General features: G+C 73.1%; 13 protein-coding genes. 8 read left to right on the forward strand and 5 right to left on the reverse strand.

All coding sequences use genetic code 11. From position 1 onward, the window contains the following. The first annotated feature begins 53 nt into the window (after nucleotides 1-53). From ABD998_RS11620 to ABD998_RS11635, 4 genes are all read left to right on the forward strand, one after another. Nucleotides 54-1,145: a substrate-binding domain-containing protein gene (locus tag ABD998_RS11620; RefSeq protein WP_345439287.1), complete on the forward strand. Its 1,092-nt coding sequence runs from the start codon at nucleotides 54-56 to the stop codon at nucleotides 1,143-1,145. 98 nt (nucleotides 1,146-1,243) lie between these two features. Continuing rightward, entirely contained in the window at nucleotides 1,244-2,272 is a 1,029-nt protein-coding gene (locus ABD998_RS11625) for a hydroxyacid dehydrogenase (protein ID WP_345439289.1), read from the forward strand. Beyond that, nucleotides 2,269-4,149: a heparinase II/III family protein gene (locus tag ABD998_RS11630; RefSeq protein WP_345439291.1), complete on the forward strand. Its 1,881-nt coding sequence runs from the start codon at nucleotides 2,269-2,271 to the stop codon at nucleotides 4,147-4,149. The genes ABD998_RS11625 and ABD998_RS11630 overlap by 4 nt, the downstream gene beginning before the upstream one ends. Continuing rightward, nucleotides 4,146-6,074, forward strand: a complete 1,929-nt coding sequence (locus ABD998_RS11635) for a DUF2264 domain-containing protein (protein WP_345439293.1) — start codon at nucleotides 4,146-4,148, stop codon at nucleotides 6,072-6,074. The genes ABD998_RS11630 and ABD998_RS11635 overlap by 4 nt, the downstream gene beginning before the upstream one ends. Nucleotides 6,075-6,123: 49 nt before the next feature. Here ABD998_RS11635 and ABD998_RS11640 read toward each other — a convergent pair whose 3' ends face one another. Next, nucleotides 6,124-7,722 (reverse strand): DUF4832 domain-containing protein, encoded by a 1,599-nt coding sequence (locus tag ABD998_RS11640; protein WP_345439295.1) that lies wholly within the window; start codon nucleotides 7,720-7,722, stop codon nucleotides 6,124-6,126. 220 nt (nucleotides 7,723-7,942) lie between these two features. On the opposite strand from ABD998_RS11640, the gene ABD998_RS11645 reads away from it, so the two are divergent. From ABD998_RS11645 to ABD998_RS11660, 4 genes are all read left to right on the forward strand, one after another. Continuing rightward, nucleotides 7,943-8,806 (forward strand): tRNA pseudouridine synthase A, encoded by an 864-nt coding sequence (locus ABD998_RS11645; RefSeq protein WP_345439297.1) that lies wholly within the window; start codon nucleotides 7,943-7,945, stop codon nucleotides 8,804-8,806. A gap of 172 nt (nucleotides 8,807-8,978) precedes the next feature. Then, the gene (locus ABD998_RS11650; RefSeq protein WP_345439299.1) at nucleotides 8,979-9,611 is read left to right on the forward strand and encodes a hypothetical protein; all 633 of its coding nucleotides are present in this window, start codon (nucleotides 8,979-8,981) and stop codon (nucleotides 9,609-9,611) included. A gap of 263 nt (nucleotides 9,612-9,874) precedes the next feature. Beyond that, nucleotides 9,875-10,537 (forward strand): fructose 1,6-bisphosphatase, encoded by a 663-nt coding sequence (locus ABD998_RS11655; RefSeq protein WP_345439301.1) that lies wholly within the window; start codon nucleotides 9,875-9,877, stop codon nucleotides 10,535-10,537. Nucleotides 10,538-10,637: 100 nt separating this feature from the next. Then, nucleotides 10,638-12,080: a glycosyltransferase family 2 protein gene (locus tag ABD998_RS11660; RefSeq protein ID WP_345439303.1), complete on the forward strand. Its 1,443-nt coding sequence runs from the start codon at nucleotides 10,638-10,640 to the stop codon at nucleotides 12,078-12,080. A gap of 4 nt (nucleotides 12,081-12,084) precedes the next feature. Here ABD998_RS11660 and ABD998_RS11665 read toward each other — a convergent pair whose 3' ends face one another. The 4 genes from ABD998_RS11665 to ABD998_RS11680 form a co-directional block, all read right to left on the reverse strand. Then, on the reverse strand, nucleotides 12,085-13,140 hold the full coding sequence (locus tag ABD998_RS11665) for a response regulator transcription factor (RefSeq protein WP_345439305.1): 1,056 nt from the start codon (nucleotides 13,138-13,140) through the stop codon (nucleotides 12,085-12,087). A gap of 69 nt (nucleotides 13,141-13,209) precedes the next feature. Further along, nucleotides 13,210-14,211, reverse strand: a complete 1,002-nt coding sequence (locus ABD998_RS11670) for a glycoside hydrolase family 6 protein (protein WP_345439307.1) — start codon at nucleotides 14,209-14,211, stop codon at nucleotides 13,210-13,212. After that, the gene (locus tag ABD998_RS11675) at nucleotides 14,208-15,341 is read right to left on the reverse strand and encodes a hypothetical protein (RefSeq protein WP_345439309.1); all 1,134 of its coding nucleotides are present in this window, start codon (nucleotides 15,339-15,341) and stop codon (nucleotides 14,208-14,210) included. The genes ABD998_RS11670 and ABD998_RS11675 overlap by 4 nt, the downstream gene beginning before the upstream one ends. After that, nucleotides 15,338-16,957, reverse strand: coding sequence for a sensor histidine kinase (locus ABD998_RS11680; protein WP_345439311.1), 1,620 nt, complete (start codon nucleotides 16,955-16,957; stop codon nucleotides 15,338-15,340). Before ABD998_RS11680 ends, ABD998_RS11675 begins: the two co-directional genes overlap by 4 nt. Nucleotides 16,958-17,074 lie beyond the last annotated feature (117 nt).

Here is a 17,074-nt window from a genome sequence, read left to right on the forward strand (position 1 = left end):
GCTAAAGTCAAGGCAGCGTATTCACTCGATCAGAAATCGAACATGGAGCGGACATGGATCTCTCGCAGCGGCAGGAGCGCATCCTCTCGGAGCTTCGCCTGCACGGCAGCCTCTCGGCGACCGACTTCGCCGAGCGCATGGGCATCTCGGCCATGACGGTCCGTCGCGACCTCCGCGAGCTCGCGGAGCAGAGCCTGCTCCGCCGCGTGCACGGCGGCGCGGTGGCGATGGAGAGCGGCCCTCCAGCCGCGGGCGCGCACCGCCCCGCCCCGCGCTCATCCGGCGGGCCGGTGCCCGACTACGACGAGCCGCTCTTCACCTTCGGCTTCGTCGTGCCCGACCCCAGCTACTACTTCCCCTCGATCGTCGACGGCGCCGTCGAGCGCGTGCAGACGCTCGGCGGGCGACTCGTCCTGGGCATCTCCGACTACGAGGCCGAGCGCGAGCGCTTCCAGATCGGGCGGCTCATCGAGGCCGGCGTCGACGGGCTGCTCGTCACCTCCAGCGTCAACGACGCCGTGCCGACGTTCGAGCAGCTCCTCGACTCGCCCGTCCCTGCGGTCGTCGTGGAGCGCTCGCTCGACGACGCCCCCACGGCGAGCGCCCTCGACCTCGTCCGCTCGGATCACGCCGCCGGCGCGACCATGGCGGTGAGGCTGTTCGCCGAGCTCGGGCATCGCCGTGTCGGCATGGTGACGTTCGAGACGCCCACGATGCCGCACCTGCGCGTCGGCTTCGACAGGGCGGCCGCATCGTTCGGGGTGGCGGCGCAGACGGTCGTGGTCGACCACCGCTCGGGCATCCGCGAGCAGAGCGCGGCGTTCATCCAGCGCTGTCTCGCCGACGGCACGACGGCGGTCTTCGTCCACTCGGATCGATACGCCGTCGAGTTCGTGGAGGCCGCGATCGCGCTCGGCGTCGCGGTGCCGGGCGATCTGTCGGTCGTGGCCTACGACGACGAGGTGGCCGCGCTCGCCGCGGTGCCGCTGACGGCCGTCGGCCCGCCCAAGCGCGACATCGGGTGGCTCGCCGCGGACATGCTCTTCGACCGGGTCTCGGCGACGCCCCAGCGTGCCCTGGCATCGCGGCACGTCACCCTGAGGCCCAACCTCGTGCTCCGCCGCTCCACCGGTGCCCCTCGATGATGTTCGACTCATGATCGTTTGAACGCGGGACCTTGACGCCTCCGTGAGCGCCGTATTCAGATGGTCGGCGCCGACGCGATGCGATGGAGGGGTCGACGATGCCGCACACCACCGAGGACGACGGGCGACGACGGGTCGCCTTCCTCATGCCAGACGAGACGTTCCGACGGGTGTTCGACGCCGCCGACACGGCGCGGCTGCACGCCGAGCCGGCGCTGCGCCTGCTCGCCCCGTACCCTCTCGACCCCGAGAAGCCCGCGCACCGCGCGCTCCTCGCCGACGCGGAGATCGTCGTCACAGGATGGGGCACGCCCGTCATCGAGGGCGACGTGCTCGCGGCGCTGCCGGCTGTGCGGGCCGTCGCCCACTCGGCCGGCACCATCCGTCCCGTCGTCTCGGATGCGCTGCTCGCGCGCGGCGTCGTCGTCGCATCGAGCGCGAGCGCGAACGCCGTCCCCGTCGCCGAGTACGCGCTCGCGGCGATCATCCTCGCCGCGAAGCGCGCCTTCTGGGCCGCGGACGAGCTCCGCGCCGGCCGGCCCGGTCACGCGGAGTCGGCATGGCCCACGGTCGGAGCGCACGGCGTGCGGGTCGGCGTCGTCGGCGCATCGCACATCGGCCGGCTCCTGCTGCGGCATCTCTCCTCGCTCGACATGGAGGTGGTCGTGACGGACCCGACGCTCGACGACGCCGGGCGCGCGCTGCTCGGCGTCCCGTGCGTGCCCCTCGACGAGCTGATCGCCACGAGCGACGTCGTCACCCTGCACGCGCCCTCCCTGCCGACGACGCACCACATGATCGACCGACGCGCGATCGCCCTCATGCGCCCGGGCACGACGCTCGTGAACACGGCACGCGGCGATCTCGTCGACGAGGAGGCGCTCGCCGACCGGCTTGAGCGCGGCGACATCGCCGCCGTGCTCGACGTCACGGCCGTGGAGCCGCTGCCGGCGGATTCCCGGCTGAGGTCGACGCCGCACACGTTCCTCACGCCGCACATCGCCGGGTCGCAGGGCAACGAGCTGCGACGCCTCGCGACCCACATCGTCGACGAGGTCGTGCGCTTCGGCACGACGGGGGCGTTCGCCGAGACGATCACGGCCGACCGGCTCGAGGTGATCGCGTGACGCGCGACAGCTTCCTCGGTCGGTTCGACCCCATGGCGAGAGCGGCCGTCCGCCCGGACGCATGGCGCCCTGCGCCTCCGATCGACGACCGCGATGCGTGGGCGCACCTGCCGCCCTCCGTCGTCGCCTCGCTCTGCGCGGAGGCCGACCGCCGACGCGACCAGGCGGCGGCCGCCGCACCGAGCCTCGCGCTCTGGGTCCATTACGGGGAGACGGGGGAGCGCCTGCCGTACGAGCGGGCCCACCAGGCGCTGCTCGGCGAGACGGCGTCGTCGGCGCTCGCCTGGGCGGCGACGGGAGACGACGGGTGGGGCCCGCGTCTCGCCGACGCGGTCTGGCGGCTCTGCGAGCTCAGCGCCTGGTGCCTGCCGAACCACTACGCGCTGCCCGAGACCGGCGAGCGCCCCCTGCTGCCGCAGCCCGGCCGCGACATCCTCGATCTCGCGTGCGCCGCGACGGGCGGCATGCTCGCGGCCGTCGACGCCATCGCCGGCGCTGCGCTCGACCGCCGGTTCCCCGGCATCCGCGACCGCGTCCGCCACGAGATCCGGCGACGTGTGCTCGACCCGTGGGAGCGCGAGACGTACTTCTGGCACGGAGTCGATGCGCCCCCGAACAACTGGGCGCCGTGGATCGTGTCGAACGTGCTCGCCTGCGCAGCCGCCGTCGAGGACGACCGCGACCGACTCGAGCGCGCCGTCGAGCGCGCACTGGCGATCCTCGACCGCTTCCGAGACGGGTACGCGCCGGACGGGTCGTGCGACGAGGGCGCGACGTACTGGTGGTGGGCCGGCGCGACGCTGTTCGAGGCGCTCGAGGCCGTCGAGCACCTCACCGGCGGCGTGTTCCAGGGATACGGCGTGCCGCCGGTCGCGGAGATGTGCCGCTTCCCGCTGCGCATGCAGATCGACGCCGAGCGGCAGGTGAACTTCTCCGACGGCTCGGCCGTGCACCCCGAGAACGCGGTCTGGCACCTGCTCGCGCGGTTCGGGGCGCGAATCGACGACGATGCCGTCGTGCGCCATGCGCGCTGGATGGGGCGCGCCCATCCGCTCGGCTTCGGCGGGCAGCTGGCGCCGCTCTTCCTCCGCACGCTCGCGGCGCTGCGCGATCCGGGCTGGGAGCAGGCGGGACCTGCGGAGCCGGGCATGCCCGCATCGTGGTTCGCGCCCAGCACGGAGATCGCGGTCGCGCGCGAACGCGGGCACGACGTCTCGGGGTTCGCGATCGCCGCCAAGGGCGGGCACAACGACGTCAGCCACAACCACAACGACGCAGGCGGGGTGATCGTGTCGCTCGACGGGCGTCCCGTGCTCATCGACGTCGGCGTGGGCGCCTACCGGCGCGCGACGTTCGAGCCGGCCACCCGCTACACGATCTGGACCATGCGCTCCGGATGGCACGGTGTGCCGCTTCCCGACGGCGTCGAGCAGCGCGAGGGCGCCGGATTCCGCGCTGCCGATGTCGTCTTCTCCGACGACGGAGTGCGCGCCGCGCTGTCGATGGACCTCGCGCCGGCCTACCCCGCGGAGAGCGGCCTCCTCCGCTGCACGCGCGCCGTCTCGCTCGATCGCACCGCGCGGGAGGTCGTCGTCGACGACGCGTGGGAGTTCGCCGACGCGCGGCGCATGACGCTCGTCCTCATGACGGCCGTCGAGCCCGTCGACGACGAGCACGGGCTCGTCGTCGGACCCGCGCGTCTGGTGTTCCCCGCGGACGGCCTCGATGTCGTCGTGGAACGGGTCCCCGTCGACGACGAGCGCCTGTCCGAAGCCTGGGGAGACGCCGTCTTCCGCGTCCTTCTCACCCCGCGGGAGCCGGCCCACGCCGGCGCGCTGCGGATCGCCGTCCGCCCCGTCGAGACGAGGACCCCGTGAGCGCGCCGCTGCCCGCCTTCGCCCCGCCGCCCGAAGACCGTGAGCTCTCGCCGTTCACGGGATGGACGCGCGCGCACTGGGAGGCCGTCGCCCTGCGCTGGCTCGACCAGGTCGAGAGGTTCGCGAGCCCGGGCGGGGCGGCGCCGCGGCTGCCGGGGCGCGTGACGGCCGACGGCGAGCGCCGGGAGAGCATGGAGGCGATCGGCCGCTCGTTCCTCCTCGCCGCCCCCGTCATCGCGGGGGCGGACACGGACGCGGCCGATCGCATCCGGGAGCGGTACGCCCGCGCCCTGCTCGCAGGGACCGATCCGGATGGCGCGGAGGCATGGCCCCTCGGCGTGCAGTGCCGCGCTCCTGTGACGGGCGTGACCAACTCGATCGTCGAGGCCGCGAACATCGCCTTCGGCCTGCACATCGCGGGCGATCGTCTGTGGGGTGGACTCACCCGGCCGGAGCAGCGGCGCATCGCGGCGTGGCTGCGCCACCATGCGCGACTCGAGGTGTGGCACAACAACTGGCAGCTGTTCCCCGCCATGGCGGAGGGGTTCCTGAGGTCGGTCGGGGAGGACGCGTCCGGCGCCATCGGCGCACGCAACGTCGCCCGCGTGGAGTCGTGGTACCTCGAACAGGGGTGGTACACGGACGGACCGGAGCACGCCGTCGACTACTACAACGCCTGGGCGATCCACCCGTACCTCTGGGCCTGGCACCGCATGACGGGATCGGCCGCCACGCGCCATCTCGAGCGGCTGCGCGCCTTCACGGAGTCGTTCGCCGACCTCGTCGCCGCCGACGGCTCGCCCGTGCACATCGGGCGCTCGCTCACCTACCGGACGGCGGTGCTCGCCGCGCTCTGGTGCGCGGAGATGTCGGGCGCGAACGCGCTCTCCCACGGCACGACGAGGCGGCTCGCCTCGGGAGTGCTGCGCCGGTTCGTCGACGCGGGAGCCGGCATCGACGAACCCCTCGGCCTCGGATGGCTGCGCCCGCACGAGCCGATCGCGCAGACGTACAGCGGCTTCGGGTCGTCGTACCTCGCGGGCATCGGCTTCCTCGGGCTCGCGCTGCCCGCCGACGCCCCGGTGTGGACCGAGCCGGAGCGCGCGCAGCCGGCTGACGGCGCCCCCGGCGCGCGTGCGATCGCGGCGGCGGGGTGGATCGTCGTGCGCCAGAGCGACGGCATCGTGCGCCTCGCGAACCACGGCAGCGACCACTGCGAGATCCCCGTGGAGCCGACACGGCCCGACCCGGACGACCCGCACTACGCCAAGCTCGGGTACTCGAGCCACACCGCGCCGGGGACGGGGCGGGCGTGGGAGGACGGCGTCGACGGCCACCTCGCCCTCATCGCCGATGACGGGCGTGCGAGCCGCCGCGGCGTCATCCGCGCCATGCGCGCGGACGGCGCGATCGCGGGCTCCGTGCACATCCCGCAGCGGGATGGCCGGCCCCTGCCCGGCTGCGCTGTGACGTCCGTGACGATCGTCCACGGCGACGACGAGCTGCGCGTCCACCTCGTGCTGTCGGATGGCCCGCGATCCGTGAGGGAGGGCGGCTGGGCTGTCGCCGACGACCGGGCGGTCGCCGGGCGCTCCGATGGGCGGCGTGCCTCCGTGACCAACACGGCGGGCCTCTCGAGCGCGATCGTCGGTCTGCACGGCTGGGCGCGCACCGAGGTCGTCGAGCACGACGGCTGCGATGCGTTCGCCCGGTTCTCCGCGGTGCCTGTGCTCCGCGGGGAGACCGACCGGAACCCCTCCGTCTTCGCGAGCCTGCACGCGCTCTCGCGTCGGCCGCGCGATCCGCGCGGACGCGTCGCCCTCGACGTGGACGGCACGGTCGTCACCGCGCGGTGGGACGACGGCGTCGTCCACGTCGTCGACGTCGCGTCGTTCGTGCCCTGGGACGGCGTCCTCGCACGATGAGACGGGCGAGGGGCGGATCCTCCGCGCCTCGCCCGTCCGCCGAGACCGATCAGGAGACCGTGCAGCCGCCGACGACGAGCCATCCGCTCGCCGTCGTCTCGCCGTCGGAGGCGAGCTCGATGCCGGGCTCGTCGCCGCGGGTGGTGTCGACGACCGCGACGCCCCACCGGTAGCGGCCGCGGGGGACCTGGCCGATCCGCCCCGTGAAGGAGTACGCGTTGTCGCGGTGGGCGCGCCACTCGGCAGGTTCCACGGCACCGTCGACGAGCACCTCGACGGGGTCGCCGGCGCCGTCGAGCAGCGCGAACGCGATGCGGTACTTGTGCGCCCACGCCGGCAGGTCGTTGGGCAGGAAGCCCCACCCCTCGTTGACCCACGAGTGGGAGATGACGGCCTGCGCGCCGGGGGCGAGCGCGGCGGGCGCCTCGACCGCGGCCGGGTGCAGACGGTAGCCGCCCCGCGCGTTGAACGCCTGCACGAGGTCGAAGCGCTCCTCGAACCACGAGTCGGTCTCGCCCACGCGGAAGTCCATCGAGTTGACGTGCGCCTGCGCCGAGTCGTCGTACTCCCCCTGCCGCACGTCGGCCGGCGTCTCGTACCCGCGGGGGTCGTCGGAGTAGCTGTGGCTGCCCGTGACCCAGCCGCCCTCCATGATGATGGGGCGGCGATAGAGCCAGGCACCGGCCACCTCGCGCTCCCACTGGCCGTAGTAGGTCGTCATGCCGAACGCGTCGTGACGCGGCACCCACCCCTTCTCGTACGCGCTGTCGAGCATGCGCCGGCTCTCGGGATCGGCGGCGCCCCATCCGCTGCCCACGGCGCCGATGAGCCGGTGGTAGTTGACGGCGAGCGGGACGCGGGGGAAGAGACGCGTGTAGAGGTCGATGTTCCAGTTCCACACCGCCTCGCGGTTGGCCGGATCGAGGTAGAGCATCGAGTGGCCCTCACCCCACTTGCCGAGGCCGTACCCGTCGACGAAGTCCATCTCGGCAGGGTCGCCGAAGCGGGCGGCGAACGCCTCGAGGAACGCCGCGTACTTCTCCTGGAACACGGGGTCGTCCGGATACGGAGACCACAGCGTCTGCGAGCCGCTCGTCGACTCGTAGCCCTGCGCACCCGCCGCGCGAACGTAGTCGGGCGAGAAGCCGCGCGGCTTGTCGCGGCTGTCGACGACGACGCGGAACGCGAGGCGCATGTCGCGCGCCCGCGCCTCGGCGATCATCCCCTTGAGCTGCTCGTCGACATCCCAGCCGTAGACGCCCTCCTCGGGATTCAGCACCGACCAGGCGAGGCGCATGTACAGCGTCGGGGCGTAGTCCGACACCTTCACCGGGCCGTCGATGCCGGGCACCGTCATGGCGTCGTAGTGCTCCCAGTAGTCCGGCGCGGGCGTCGCGGTGCTGTACAGCACCCAGCCGTTCAGCGGGTTGCGCAGCACGCGGACCGCGTCGTGTCCGAACACGGCGCGCACCGTGCGCGACGGCTTCGCGGTGGCTCCCGCCGTCGCCGCGGCGCCCTGGCCCGTCGCGGCGCCCTGGCCCGTCGCATGCGCCGGGGCGGCGCCGATGACGCCGGCCGCGGCCGCGAGGGCACCGGCGACGCCGAAGCCCAGCACCGAGCGCCTGTCGAATTCGGGTCTCGTTCCCATCGTTCTCTCCTTCGAGCGGATGATGGCCCCGCAGGCGGGCGCGCGTCATCGACGACGAGCACGACGGCTCCGGACGGGGTCGGTGATCGGGCGGAGCGCCCGGACGAGGGGTGCGCACCTCCTCGTCGACGACCATCCTTCTGGGGTGCGCGGCGGATGGTCAACGGATCCGGACCGGTCGCACACGAGTCGAACACGCGGGCCCGGATATCCTGATCCGATGCGGCGGATCCGGCTCGACATCGCCTACGACGGCACGAACTTCCGAGGCTGGGCGAGGCAGCCGGCGCTCCGCACCGTGCAGGGCACGCTCGAGGCCGCCCTCTCGCGCATCGCGGGATCGGCCGTGCAGCTCGTCGTCGCCGGACGCACCGACGCCGGCGTGCACGCCAGCGGGCAGGTCGCCCATGCCGATGTCGACGACCAGCAGTGGGAGCGCCTCACGCAGCGACGCCGCAACGCCCCGCCCGTCGACGACGAGATCGCCCCCGTGGCGAAACGGCTCTCCGGCGTGCTGGGGCAGTACTCCGACGTCGCCGTGACGCGCACGTCCACGGCCCTCGACGGCTTCGATGCGCGCTTCTCGGCGACCTGGCGCCGATACGAGTACCGCATCGCGGATCAGCTCGTCGGATACGACCCGCTCGAGCGGCTGCGCACGACGACGGTGCGCGCCGACCTCGACGTCGCCGCCATGGACGCCGCAGCGCGCGGGCTCGTGGGCCTGTGGGACTTCGCCGCCTACTGCAAGCCGCGGCCCGAGGCCACGACCATCCGCACGCTGCTCGAGTTCGACTGGCGGCGCGACGAGCGCGGCGTCCTCGTCGCGAACGTGCGCGCCGACGCCTTCTGCCACTCAATGGTGCGCGCCCTCGTGGGGGCGTGCGTCGCGGTCGGGGAGGGGAGGCTCGCCCCGGAGCACCTTCCGGTCATCCGCGACGCCCTCGTCCGCACCAACGAGTTCAAGGTCCTCGCGGCGCGGGGCCTCACGCTCGCCGAGGTCGGCTACCCCGACGCCGATCAGCTGGGCGCGCGCGCCGAGCAGACCCGCAACCGGCGCGACGCGGACGAGATCGGCGGCTGAGCGCGGACGGCGCCGCCCGCCCGGCGCCGCCCGCCCGTGGGTGGAAACGGCCGCTTTCCGGGCTGGGGAGCGGCCGAAAGCCCCCACTCGCGCGGCGATGGGCGCCAACTCGCGCGGCGAGGGGCGCCACCCGCGCCCGTAGAATACTGCGCGGGGGAGGGAAGGACGCGTCATGCGCAGGCTCGGAACGGGCATCGGCATCGTCGTACTCGCCGCGGCGCTCGCGGGATGCGGCTCCGCGCCCTGGCTCGAGACCTCGGCGGCCGAGACGACCGCGCCGAGCGCGGCGACTCCGACCCCGACGCCGACCCGCACCTTCGGCGACCAGACGACGGCGGCGACGCCCTCGGCGGCACCCTCGCCCGTGCCCAACGACCTCGCGACCGGCAGCACGACGCGCCAGCTGACGGCCGGCGCCGTCTCCGTCGATGTGACCTATTGGTCGGACCTCGCCATGGACGAGTGGACGGCGACGGCGGTCAAGCCGATCAGCCTCTCGCTGTCGACGACGATCACGCCCGACGACGGACAGAGCGTCTACCTCCAGCGGGCGAGCATGACCGTCGTCCCCGACACGGGCGACGCGCTCGCCGTGCAGGAGGACGCGTCGACCGAACCGCACGGCTACCTCGTCGGCTCGCCGTACAGCTACTCGCAGACGTTCTCGATCGGCGGGGTGCCCGAGGGGGCGACCGCCGTGACCGTGCAGATGAGGTACGAGCTGCTCGTGCAGACGACCCCGACATCCGACGAGTACGCGAAGCAGACGGCCACCGACACGCTCACCGTCGCGATCGCGGGCTGACCCTCGTCGGGAACGCCCGAACCTCAAGACGAGCGCAAGACTGCCCGAGGGAAGGCGCGAGACGCTCGATCCCGGACGTCCGACGTGATTGCATCGTCTCGTCGCCCTTCTGGGGAGGGGCGGCGAACGATGCGTAACCCGAATGCGCATGCCCTGCCCCCGCGCCCAACCCCCCTGGCGCGCGGGGGCAGATCCCGTGCCCGTGCGCGCCCCGATCCCCCTGCGGGCGCGCACGGGCCCCGACCTCCGAAGGGCCGTCCGACATGAACCGCCGGATCCTCGCCGCCACCGCGCTCCTCGCCGCCGCGCTCGCCGCCACCGGCTGCAGCCAGATCGTCGCGGCGATCGGGGCACCCGTCGTCGAGCGCACGCCCGACGCGGCAGCCGTCGACGCGACGGCGCCCGCGTTCGATTCGGCGTTCACACAGGACGGCTCGGTGTCGCTCGCGGTCGACGTCGCCGACGACCTCGAGGTCCGTGTCGACGTCTGGGCGGCCGACCCCAAGCGCACGCAGGAGTGGACGACGGCCTCCGACAAGACGTTCGGGTTCGCCGTCAACGTCTCGGACTACCGTGTCCCCGAGAAGGCCGTGCTCGAGCAGAAGCGGCGCGTGTACCTGTCGCAGGTCTCGATCTCCTCCACGCTCAGCCCATCGCAGACGCCGGCCCCGTTCCAGTTCACGGCCGACCCGCGCACGCTCGTGCCGACCGACACGCTGCGCTCCGACCGCGGCCTGCTCCTCAACAGCTTCCAGGGCGGGCTGCTCGTGCCCGAGACCGTGATCGGCCAGCTGCCGGAGGGGACGACCGGCCTCACCCTCGACTTCGCGCTCACCCTCTCGGCCGAGGGCGCGGCGAACGACGACGCCTCGTTCCTCGAGCAGACCGTGCACCTCACCCTCCCGATCGAGATCTTCGCCGGCTGATCCCGGCGCCGGCACCTTGCGCCGATCTTGAGGTGGCCCTGCGCGGCGCCCGAGGTCGATCATCCAGACTGGAATCGCACCCGACACGACAGGAGCCGACGTGGAGCCGCAGGACCTCGTTCCGATCACCGCCTCGAGCGCGATCGAGCCCATCGGCTTCGCCGACGACTTCGCGTCGGTGCTCGAGGACGTGCCGGGACACCGATCCACGATCGGCTGCGTCATCCCCGCGTACAACGAGGAGGAGTCGATCGGCGCCGTCGTCGAGGCGCTCCTCGGACAGACGCGCGTGCCCGACGTCATCCACGTCGTGGTCAACAACTCCTCGGATGGCACGGTGCGCGTCGCGTCGCAGTACGCCGGCGCGCACGAGCTGTCGACGGAGCTGGGCGACCAGTTCACCGAGGTCTTCGTCCACGACATCGGCAAGAACCCCGACAAGAAGGTCGGGGCGCTCAACTACGGCTACTCGCTCGTGGAGGGGTACGACTACCTGCTCGGCGTCGACGGCGACACCGTCGCCGACCCTCGGGCGGTCGAGTACCTCGAGACCGAGGCCGTCTCGGACACCCGCATCGGCGGCATCTCGGCCATCTACTCGATCGACGACCGGCCGATCGCGGGCGGCATCGCGAAGTTCCTCATCGCCGGGCAGCGCACGCAGTTCGCGGCCTTCAACATGCAGAACCTCCTGCGCGGCCGCAACATGGCCGTGCTCGGCGGCCAGTTCTCGATCTTCGCCACCGCGGCCCTGCGCGACGTCATGGCCGCCAACCACCAGTCGACGCCGTGGGTGAAGGACAGCGAGGTGGAGGACTCGCTGCTGTCGCTGCAGATCAAGAGCGCCGGCTACCTCACGAAGATCAGCCCGTTCGCGCGCGCCGACGTGGGCGGCATGACGACGCTGCGCGCCTACGACGCGCAGCAGGTGAAGTGGACCTACGGCGCCATCGAGCTCATGTGGCCGGGTCAGCGCGGAGACACCAAGGGGCAGCCGTTCCACCCCAACCTCCGCCTGCGGTGGCTCGAGAACGGCAGCATGCTCACGAACCTCTTCGTGCGCGTCGCGTTCCTCCTGCTCCTCGCCGGATCGCTCTCCATCAACGCCTTCGTCTTCTCGGCATGGTGGCTCATCCCGCCGGCCGTCGCCACCGCCCTCAACCTGCGCATCGCGCACACCATGGCATCGAGGTCGCGACGCGACTACCTGTTCGCGGGGCTCATCGTCCCGGCGGAGCTGTTCATGTGGGTGCGTCTCAGCCACTTCCTGCGGTCGTGGAGCCGCTTCCTGTCGCGCAAGAAGGTCGACAACTGGGCCATGCAGGCGAGGGCGGAGACGGGAGGCCGCAGCACCTACTGGCTGCCGTTCGCCCTGTTCGCGGTCGTGCTCGTCGCGACGGCCGTCGTGTGGTCGATGCTCGGTCCCGTCGTGCAGTCGTCGATCCTCTGGGTCGGATGGCCCGTGCTGGGCGTCGTGACCGTGGTGCAGACGGTCTCGATGCTCTTCACGCTGCTCCGCCGCCACCAGGGCTACCGGGTCTGACGAATCAGTACGCCTGCGAGAGGTCCGACGTGAGGCGGTAGCCGACGCCGCGCACGGTCTCGATGTACCGGGGCGACACGGGGCTGTCGCCGAGCTTGCGGCGCAGGTTCGTCATGTGCGCCTCGATCGCGCGCTTGTCGGCCTCGCCGACGAAGTAGCTCGTGACGTACGACTCTCCTCGCAGCACGAGCGTGAGGTCGGCCTTGCTGCGCACGCGGCGCTTCGACTCCATGAGCGCGGCGAGCAGGTCGAACTCGGTGCGGGTCAGATCGAGGTCGGCGTCGTCGATGCGCGCGATGCGGCTCTCGGGGTCGACGAAGAGGTCGCGGTGCACGAGCGTATGGGGGCCGAGGCCCGCCGTGCGACGCGCGACGGCGCCCTCCTGCGGACCGGCGTCGGGTCCGACGACGATGGGGCGCCCCTGACCGGGAGAGGACCCGATGCCCTGCCCTGGCGCGTGGGGCGGCGGGCCGGATGGCGCGGAGCCGTCGGGCGCATCGGACGCAGACGGCGGGACGGGGGCCGCGCCCGCAGGCTGCGGCCATCCCTGCGGTGCCGCCTGCGGCCATCCGGCGCTCGCCGCGGGCTCGCGCGTCGTCGGGATGGCCGAGGTCGTCGGCCGCGTTCCGGGGAACGACGGGCCGGACGCGTCCTGCCGCGGCGCCTGCGCCGCGGCAGAGCGCGGTCGACGCAGGAGCGCTTCGATGCGCGCACGGAGCTCGCGGGGACGGAACGGCTTGCCCAGGTACTCGTCGGCTCCCGAGGTGAGGCCGAGCACGACGTCGGCCTCGTCCTCGAGGGCAGTGAGCATGATGATGTACGTGTCGCTGCCGGCGCGGATGCGGCGGGCGGCCTCGAAGCCATCGATGCCCGGCATGTTCACGTCGAGCGTCGTGATGAGCGGCTGGTACTGCAGCACGGCGCGCACGCCGTCGATGCCGTTGCCCGCCGAGACCGTCGAGAACCCGGCCGCCTCGAGCACGTCGACGAGGAGGTGGCGGATGTCGGGGTCGTCTTCGACGATCACCGCTGTCTTCAGCGGGGCCCCGGGGTCGCTCATCCTCGTCTCCTCTCGCGCGGAATACCGCTCCGGACACCCTACCCGGAGTGCGTGCGGCGTCTTCGCGGGTCAGCGAGCGCCCTCCGTCAGGGCGACCGCTGCGTCCGCCCACCAGGCGCCGGCCTCGGGGCCGCCGTGGCAGGGGCCATCGCTCTCTCCGGGCGGCTTCAGCCACAGATTGGCGTCGACGACGTCGTCGCCGTACTCCCCCGACACCTCTCCGACCCGCTGACCCGGCGGGTTGCACCAGTCGGCCGGGGCGGTGCCGGCGCCGCTGCGCGAGGTGTCGACGACGGCGTGCATGCCGTCGAGCAGGTCCGACAGCTCGTGCGCGTACGCGAACTCGTCGGCGATGGCCTGGTAGTTCGACACGTTGGTCGCGAAGCCGCGCACCTGGCCCGCGACGTCGACGGCAGAGATGAGCTCGGCCATCCGCTCGGGCCCGAGCCAGTCGCTGTGACCTCCGTCGAGGTAGATCCACGTGCCGGGGGACTGCAGCGCGCCCACGGCGTCGCGCAGCAGGGCCGTGCGCTCCTCGACGAGGCCGCACTCGGGCGCGAGGGCGAGCCCGTCCGGCTCGAGCACGACGACCTTCTGCACGTCGCGCGCCGTGTCGAGGGCGGCGCCGATCTCGCCGACCCAGTCGGCGTACGCGTCGGGGTCGAGCCCTCCCGTGGAGTGCCCGCCGCAGTCGCGCCCCGGCAGGCCGTAGACGACGACCGCGAAGGCGGCCCGCTCGTCGCGCGCCTGGGCGGCGAGGGCGCCCACGGTCTCGCCCACCTCGCCCGCCGGATGGCGCTCGGGCGTCAGCCAGTACGCCGTCGGCTGGGACGCGAGGAATGCTGCGGCCGCACGCTCGGCATCCGTCGCATCGTCGTCGGAGGCGGCGCGGGCCGCTTCGGAGATGTCGGGCGCGATGAACGTCGTGCCCACGGCGGGCGGTCGCGCCGTGATCTCATGCACCCAGCGGCCGACGACGACGCCCACGACCACGATCACCGCGACGACGGCGACGAGGGCCGCGAGCGCGAGCGGCACGAGCACGCGCGGGGACCGGAACGACGGGCTCACCGCCCGCCCGCGTCCGTCGCGCACGGCTCGACGGCGCGCTCCCAGCGGTCGCCGCCCTTCTCGAACGCCATGGCATGCGCCTCTGCGGCGGCCGTCCGCAGCGCCTCGAGGTCGTAGCCGACCGGTGCGACGGGCGCCCATCCGATGCTCGCCGACACCCGAATGCCGTTCGGATGGTCGGCGGCGGACACGCGCGCGAGGAGCGTCACGAGGAGACGGCGCACGGCCTCCTGCGAGCGGGGGACGAGGGCCACCAGACGCGTGTCGTGGCGCTCGATGTCGGCGTCGGCGGGGAGGACGGCGAGCACGTCGGCGCGGAAGCGCTCGGCGGTGCGCTCGAACGCCGTGCCCCCGAATGCGGTGCGCAGGTCGGCGGGGTCGTCGAGGCGGATGTCGACGAGCGACCACCAGGCGTCGTCGGCGGCCGCGGCCCGCGCGAGCCGACCGCGGGCGACGGCCTCGAAGGCGGCGCTCTCGCCCTCGCCGACCGCGGCGCGCGGTCGTCGTGCGACGAGGAGCAGCGTGATGAGCGCGCAGACGACGTACACGCCCGTCCCGACGCCGTTGACGCCCCGGACGGTGGCGAGGTCGTCGTCGGCGGGGGCGCCCAGCGCGCGCACGACGCCGTCGAGGAGGGTGTACACGGCGAACACGGGGAAGATGGCGGCGCCGAAGCCGAGCGGCAGCAGCTCCTCCCGGAACACGGGGAAGAGGCGCACGAGCTCGACGATGATGAGCACGGCGAACACGGCGGCGACGACGAAGTCGATGCGGAACGCGATCGAGTACGCGTCGGTGCGGGCCGTCGCGAGCAGCGCGACGGGCGAGGCGACGAGGTATCCGGCGGCCCACGGCCATCCGCCCCGACCCGAGCCCGACGCGTGCCGCAGGCCGAGCCAGATGAAGCCGTTCGCCGGGAGGAAGATGCCCGCGCCGAGCGCGCGGAGCGCCTCGTCGTCGACGATCGCGGCGGCCAGCATGGCGTAGGAGGCGAGCATGCCGAGGACGAACGCGAACGACCACATGGCCGTCGCGCGGGAGGGGCGGGAGAGGAACCCCAGGCCGATCATCGCGACGCAGGCGAGCGTCATGATGGCGATGAACGGCACGCCGGTGGCGGAGGGGGTCATGCGGGCTCCTCGATGTCGTCGGCGGCGGTGCGGGGGAGGTGGATCGTGACGGCCGTGCCGCTGCCGAGCTCGCTGCGCACCTCGAGCCGTCCGCCGTGCTGAGCGACGATGTCGCGGCTGATGCCCATGCCGAGGCCCGTGCCGGGCAGGCCGGAGTCGCGCGCGGACGCGGAGCGGAAGTACGCGTCGAACACGTTCGGCAGGTCGTCGTCGGCGATGCCGATGCCGGTGTCGGCCACGACGACGCGCGCGCCGGCGTCGGCCAGCTCCGCCTCCACGGACACGCGGCCGCCGCGCGGGGTGTACTTGACGGCGTTGCCGACGACGTTGTCGATGACCTGACGCAGCCGGAACGCGTCGCCCATGATGGGGATGCTCTCGGCTCCGCGGCGCTCGAGCGCGACGCCGCCCGCCGCCGCGGCGGGGGAGAACGCGTCGACGGACGACGCGACGACCGCGGCGAGGTCGAGCACGGTGTCGCAGTCGGCGGGGTCGCGGCCGGGATCCTGCAGGATGCCCGCGATGAGCCGCTCCATGCGCTCGGCGGCGCTCTCGACGACCCGCAGCTGCTCGCGGGCGGCCTCCGGCAGGTCGTCGCGTTCGAGCAGCAGGTCGGTGTGGCCGAGGACGGCTGTGAGGGGGCTCCGCAGCTCGTGCGAGACGACGCGGGCGATCGAGGTGCGCTCGCGCGCCGCCTCCGACTGCGCCGTGACGTCCTCCGCGACGACGATCATCCCGTCGAGGCGGTAGCGCGCGGCGACCTCGAGGACGCGCCAGCGGCCATCCGCGTCGAAGAGCCAGACCCGTCGGCCCGAGAAGGTCTCGCCGCGGGCGGCGCGGGCGATCGTCGTCTCGTCGACGGGCACGGGCTCGCCTCGCCGCTCGCGGTACTCCACGGCGCGCGTGGGGTGCAGCTGCGCGAGCGCCTCGATGCCGTACATCCGCCGGAACGCGGCGTTCGTCGTGCGGATGGTCCCGTCGGGGTCGACCTGCGCGACGCCCGTCTGCAGCGTGTCGAGCAGGGCGGCGCGGCGCTGCTCCTCCTGCTGCGCCCGCGCGAGCGCCTCCTGCAGCTGGCGCGATCGGCGTCGCAGGAGACGCGCGGATGCGCGCGTGCGGTTCGTCCCGATGAGGATGGTCGTGCCCATGAAAGCGAGCGCGATGAGCACGATGAAGAGGCGGAGCGCGTGCGTCGTCGTGAAGGCGGTCGTGAAGCCCGTGACGAGGATGACGACGCCGACGCCGCACAGGGCGGCGATGAGCCAGGGGACGGTGTAGTAGGTCGCGATCCACGCGATCGGGAACACCCACAGGAAGCCGAGCCGCACGTCGCTCGCCGCCGCGAGGATGCCGATCGCGACGATGTCTGCGGCGGGCACCGCGAAGATCGCCGTCTTGCCGAGCCGGCGCCAGGGGATGGCCGCGGTCGCCACGGTCACGGCGATGACGAGCGTGAGGCCCCCGATGAAGGAGGCGCCCGTGAAGAGCGACGGCTCGAGCAGCGCGACGACGGCGGCGATGGCGACCGTGCCGAAGGCGAGCACGAGCTGCCACAGCCAGACGGATCGGGAGCGGGGATCGCCGAACGACGTGACGTCGTCGCCGTGCGCTCCCATGAGCAGAGCCTAGTGGCGCCGGGGCCCCGGGCAGCCGCCGGCGCCCACCCCTGCCATGCAGGACACGCGCATGCAAGCCATAGCCGGTCCGCATCGCGCGGGCATAGCCTGACGAAG

Origin of the sequence: Microbacterium gilvum (assembly GCF_039543865.1) — a bacterium.
Lineage (GTDB): Bacteria > Actinomycetota > Actinomycetes > Actinomycetales > Microbacteriaceae > Microbacterium > Microbacterium gilvum.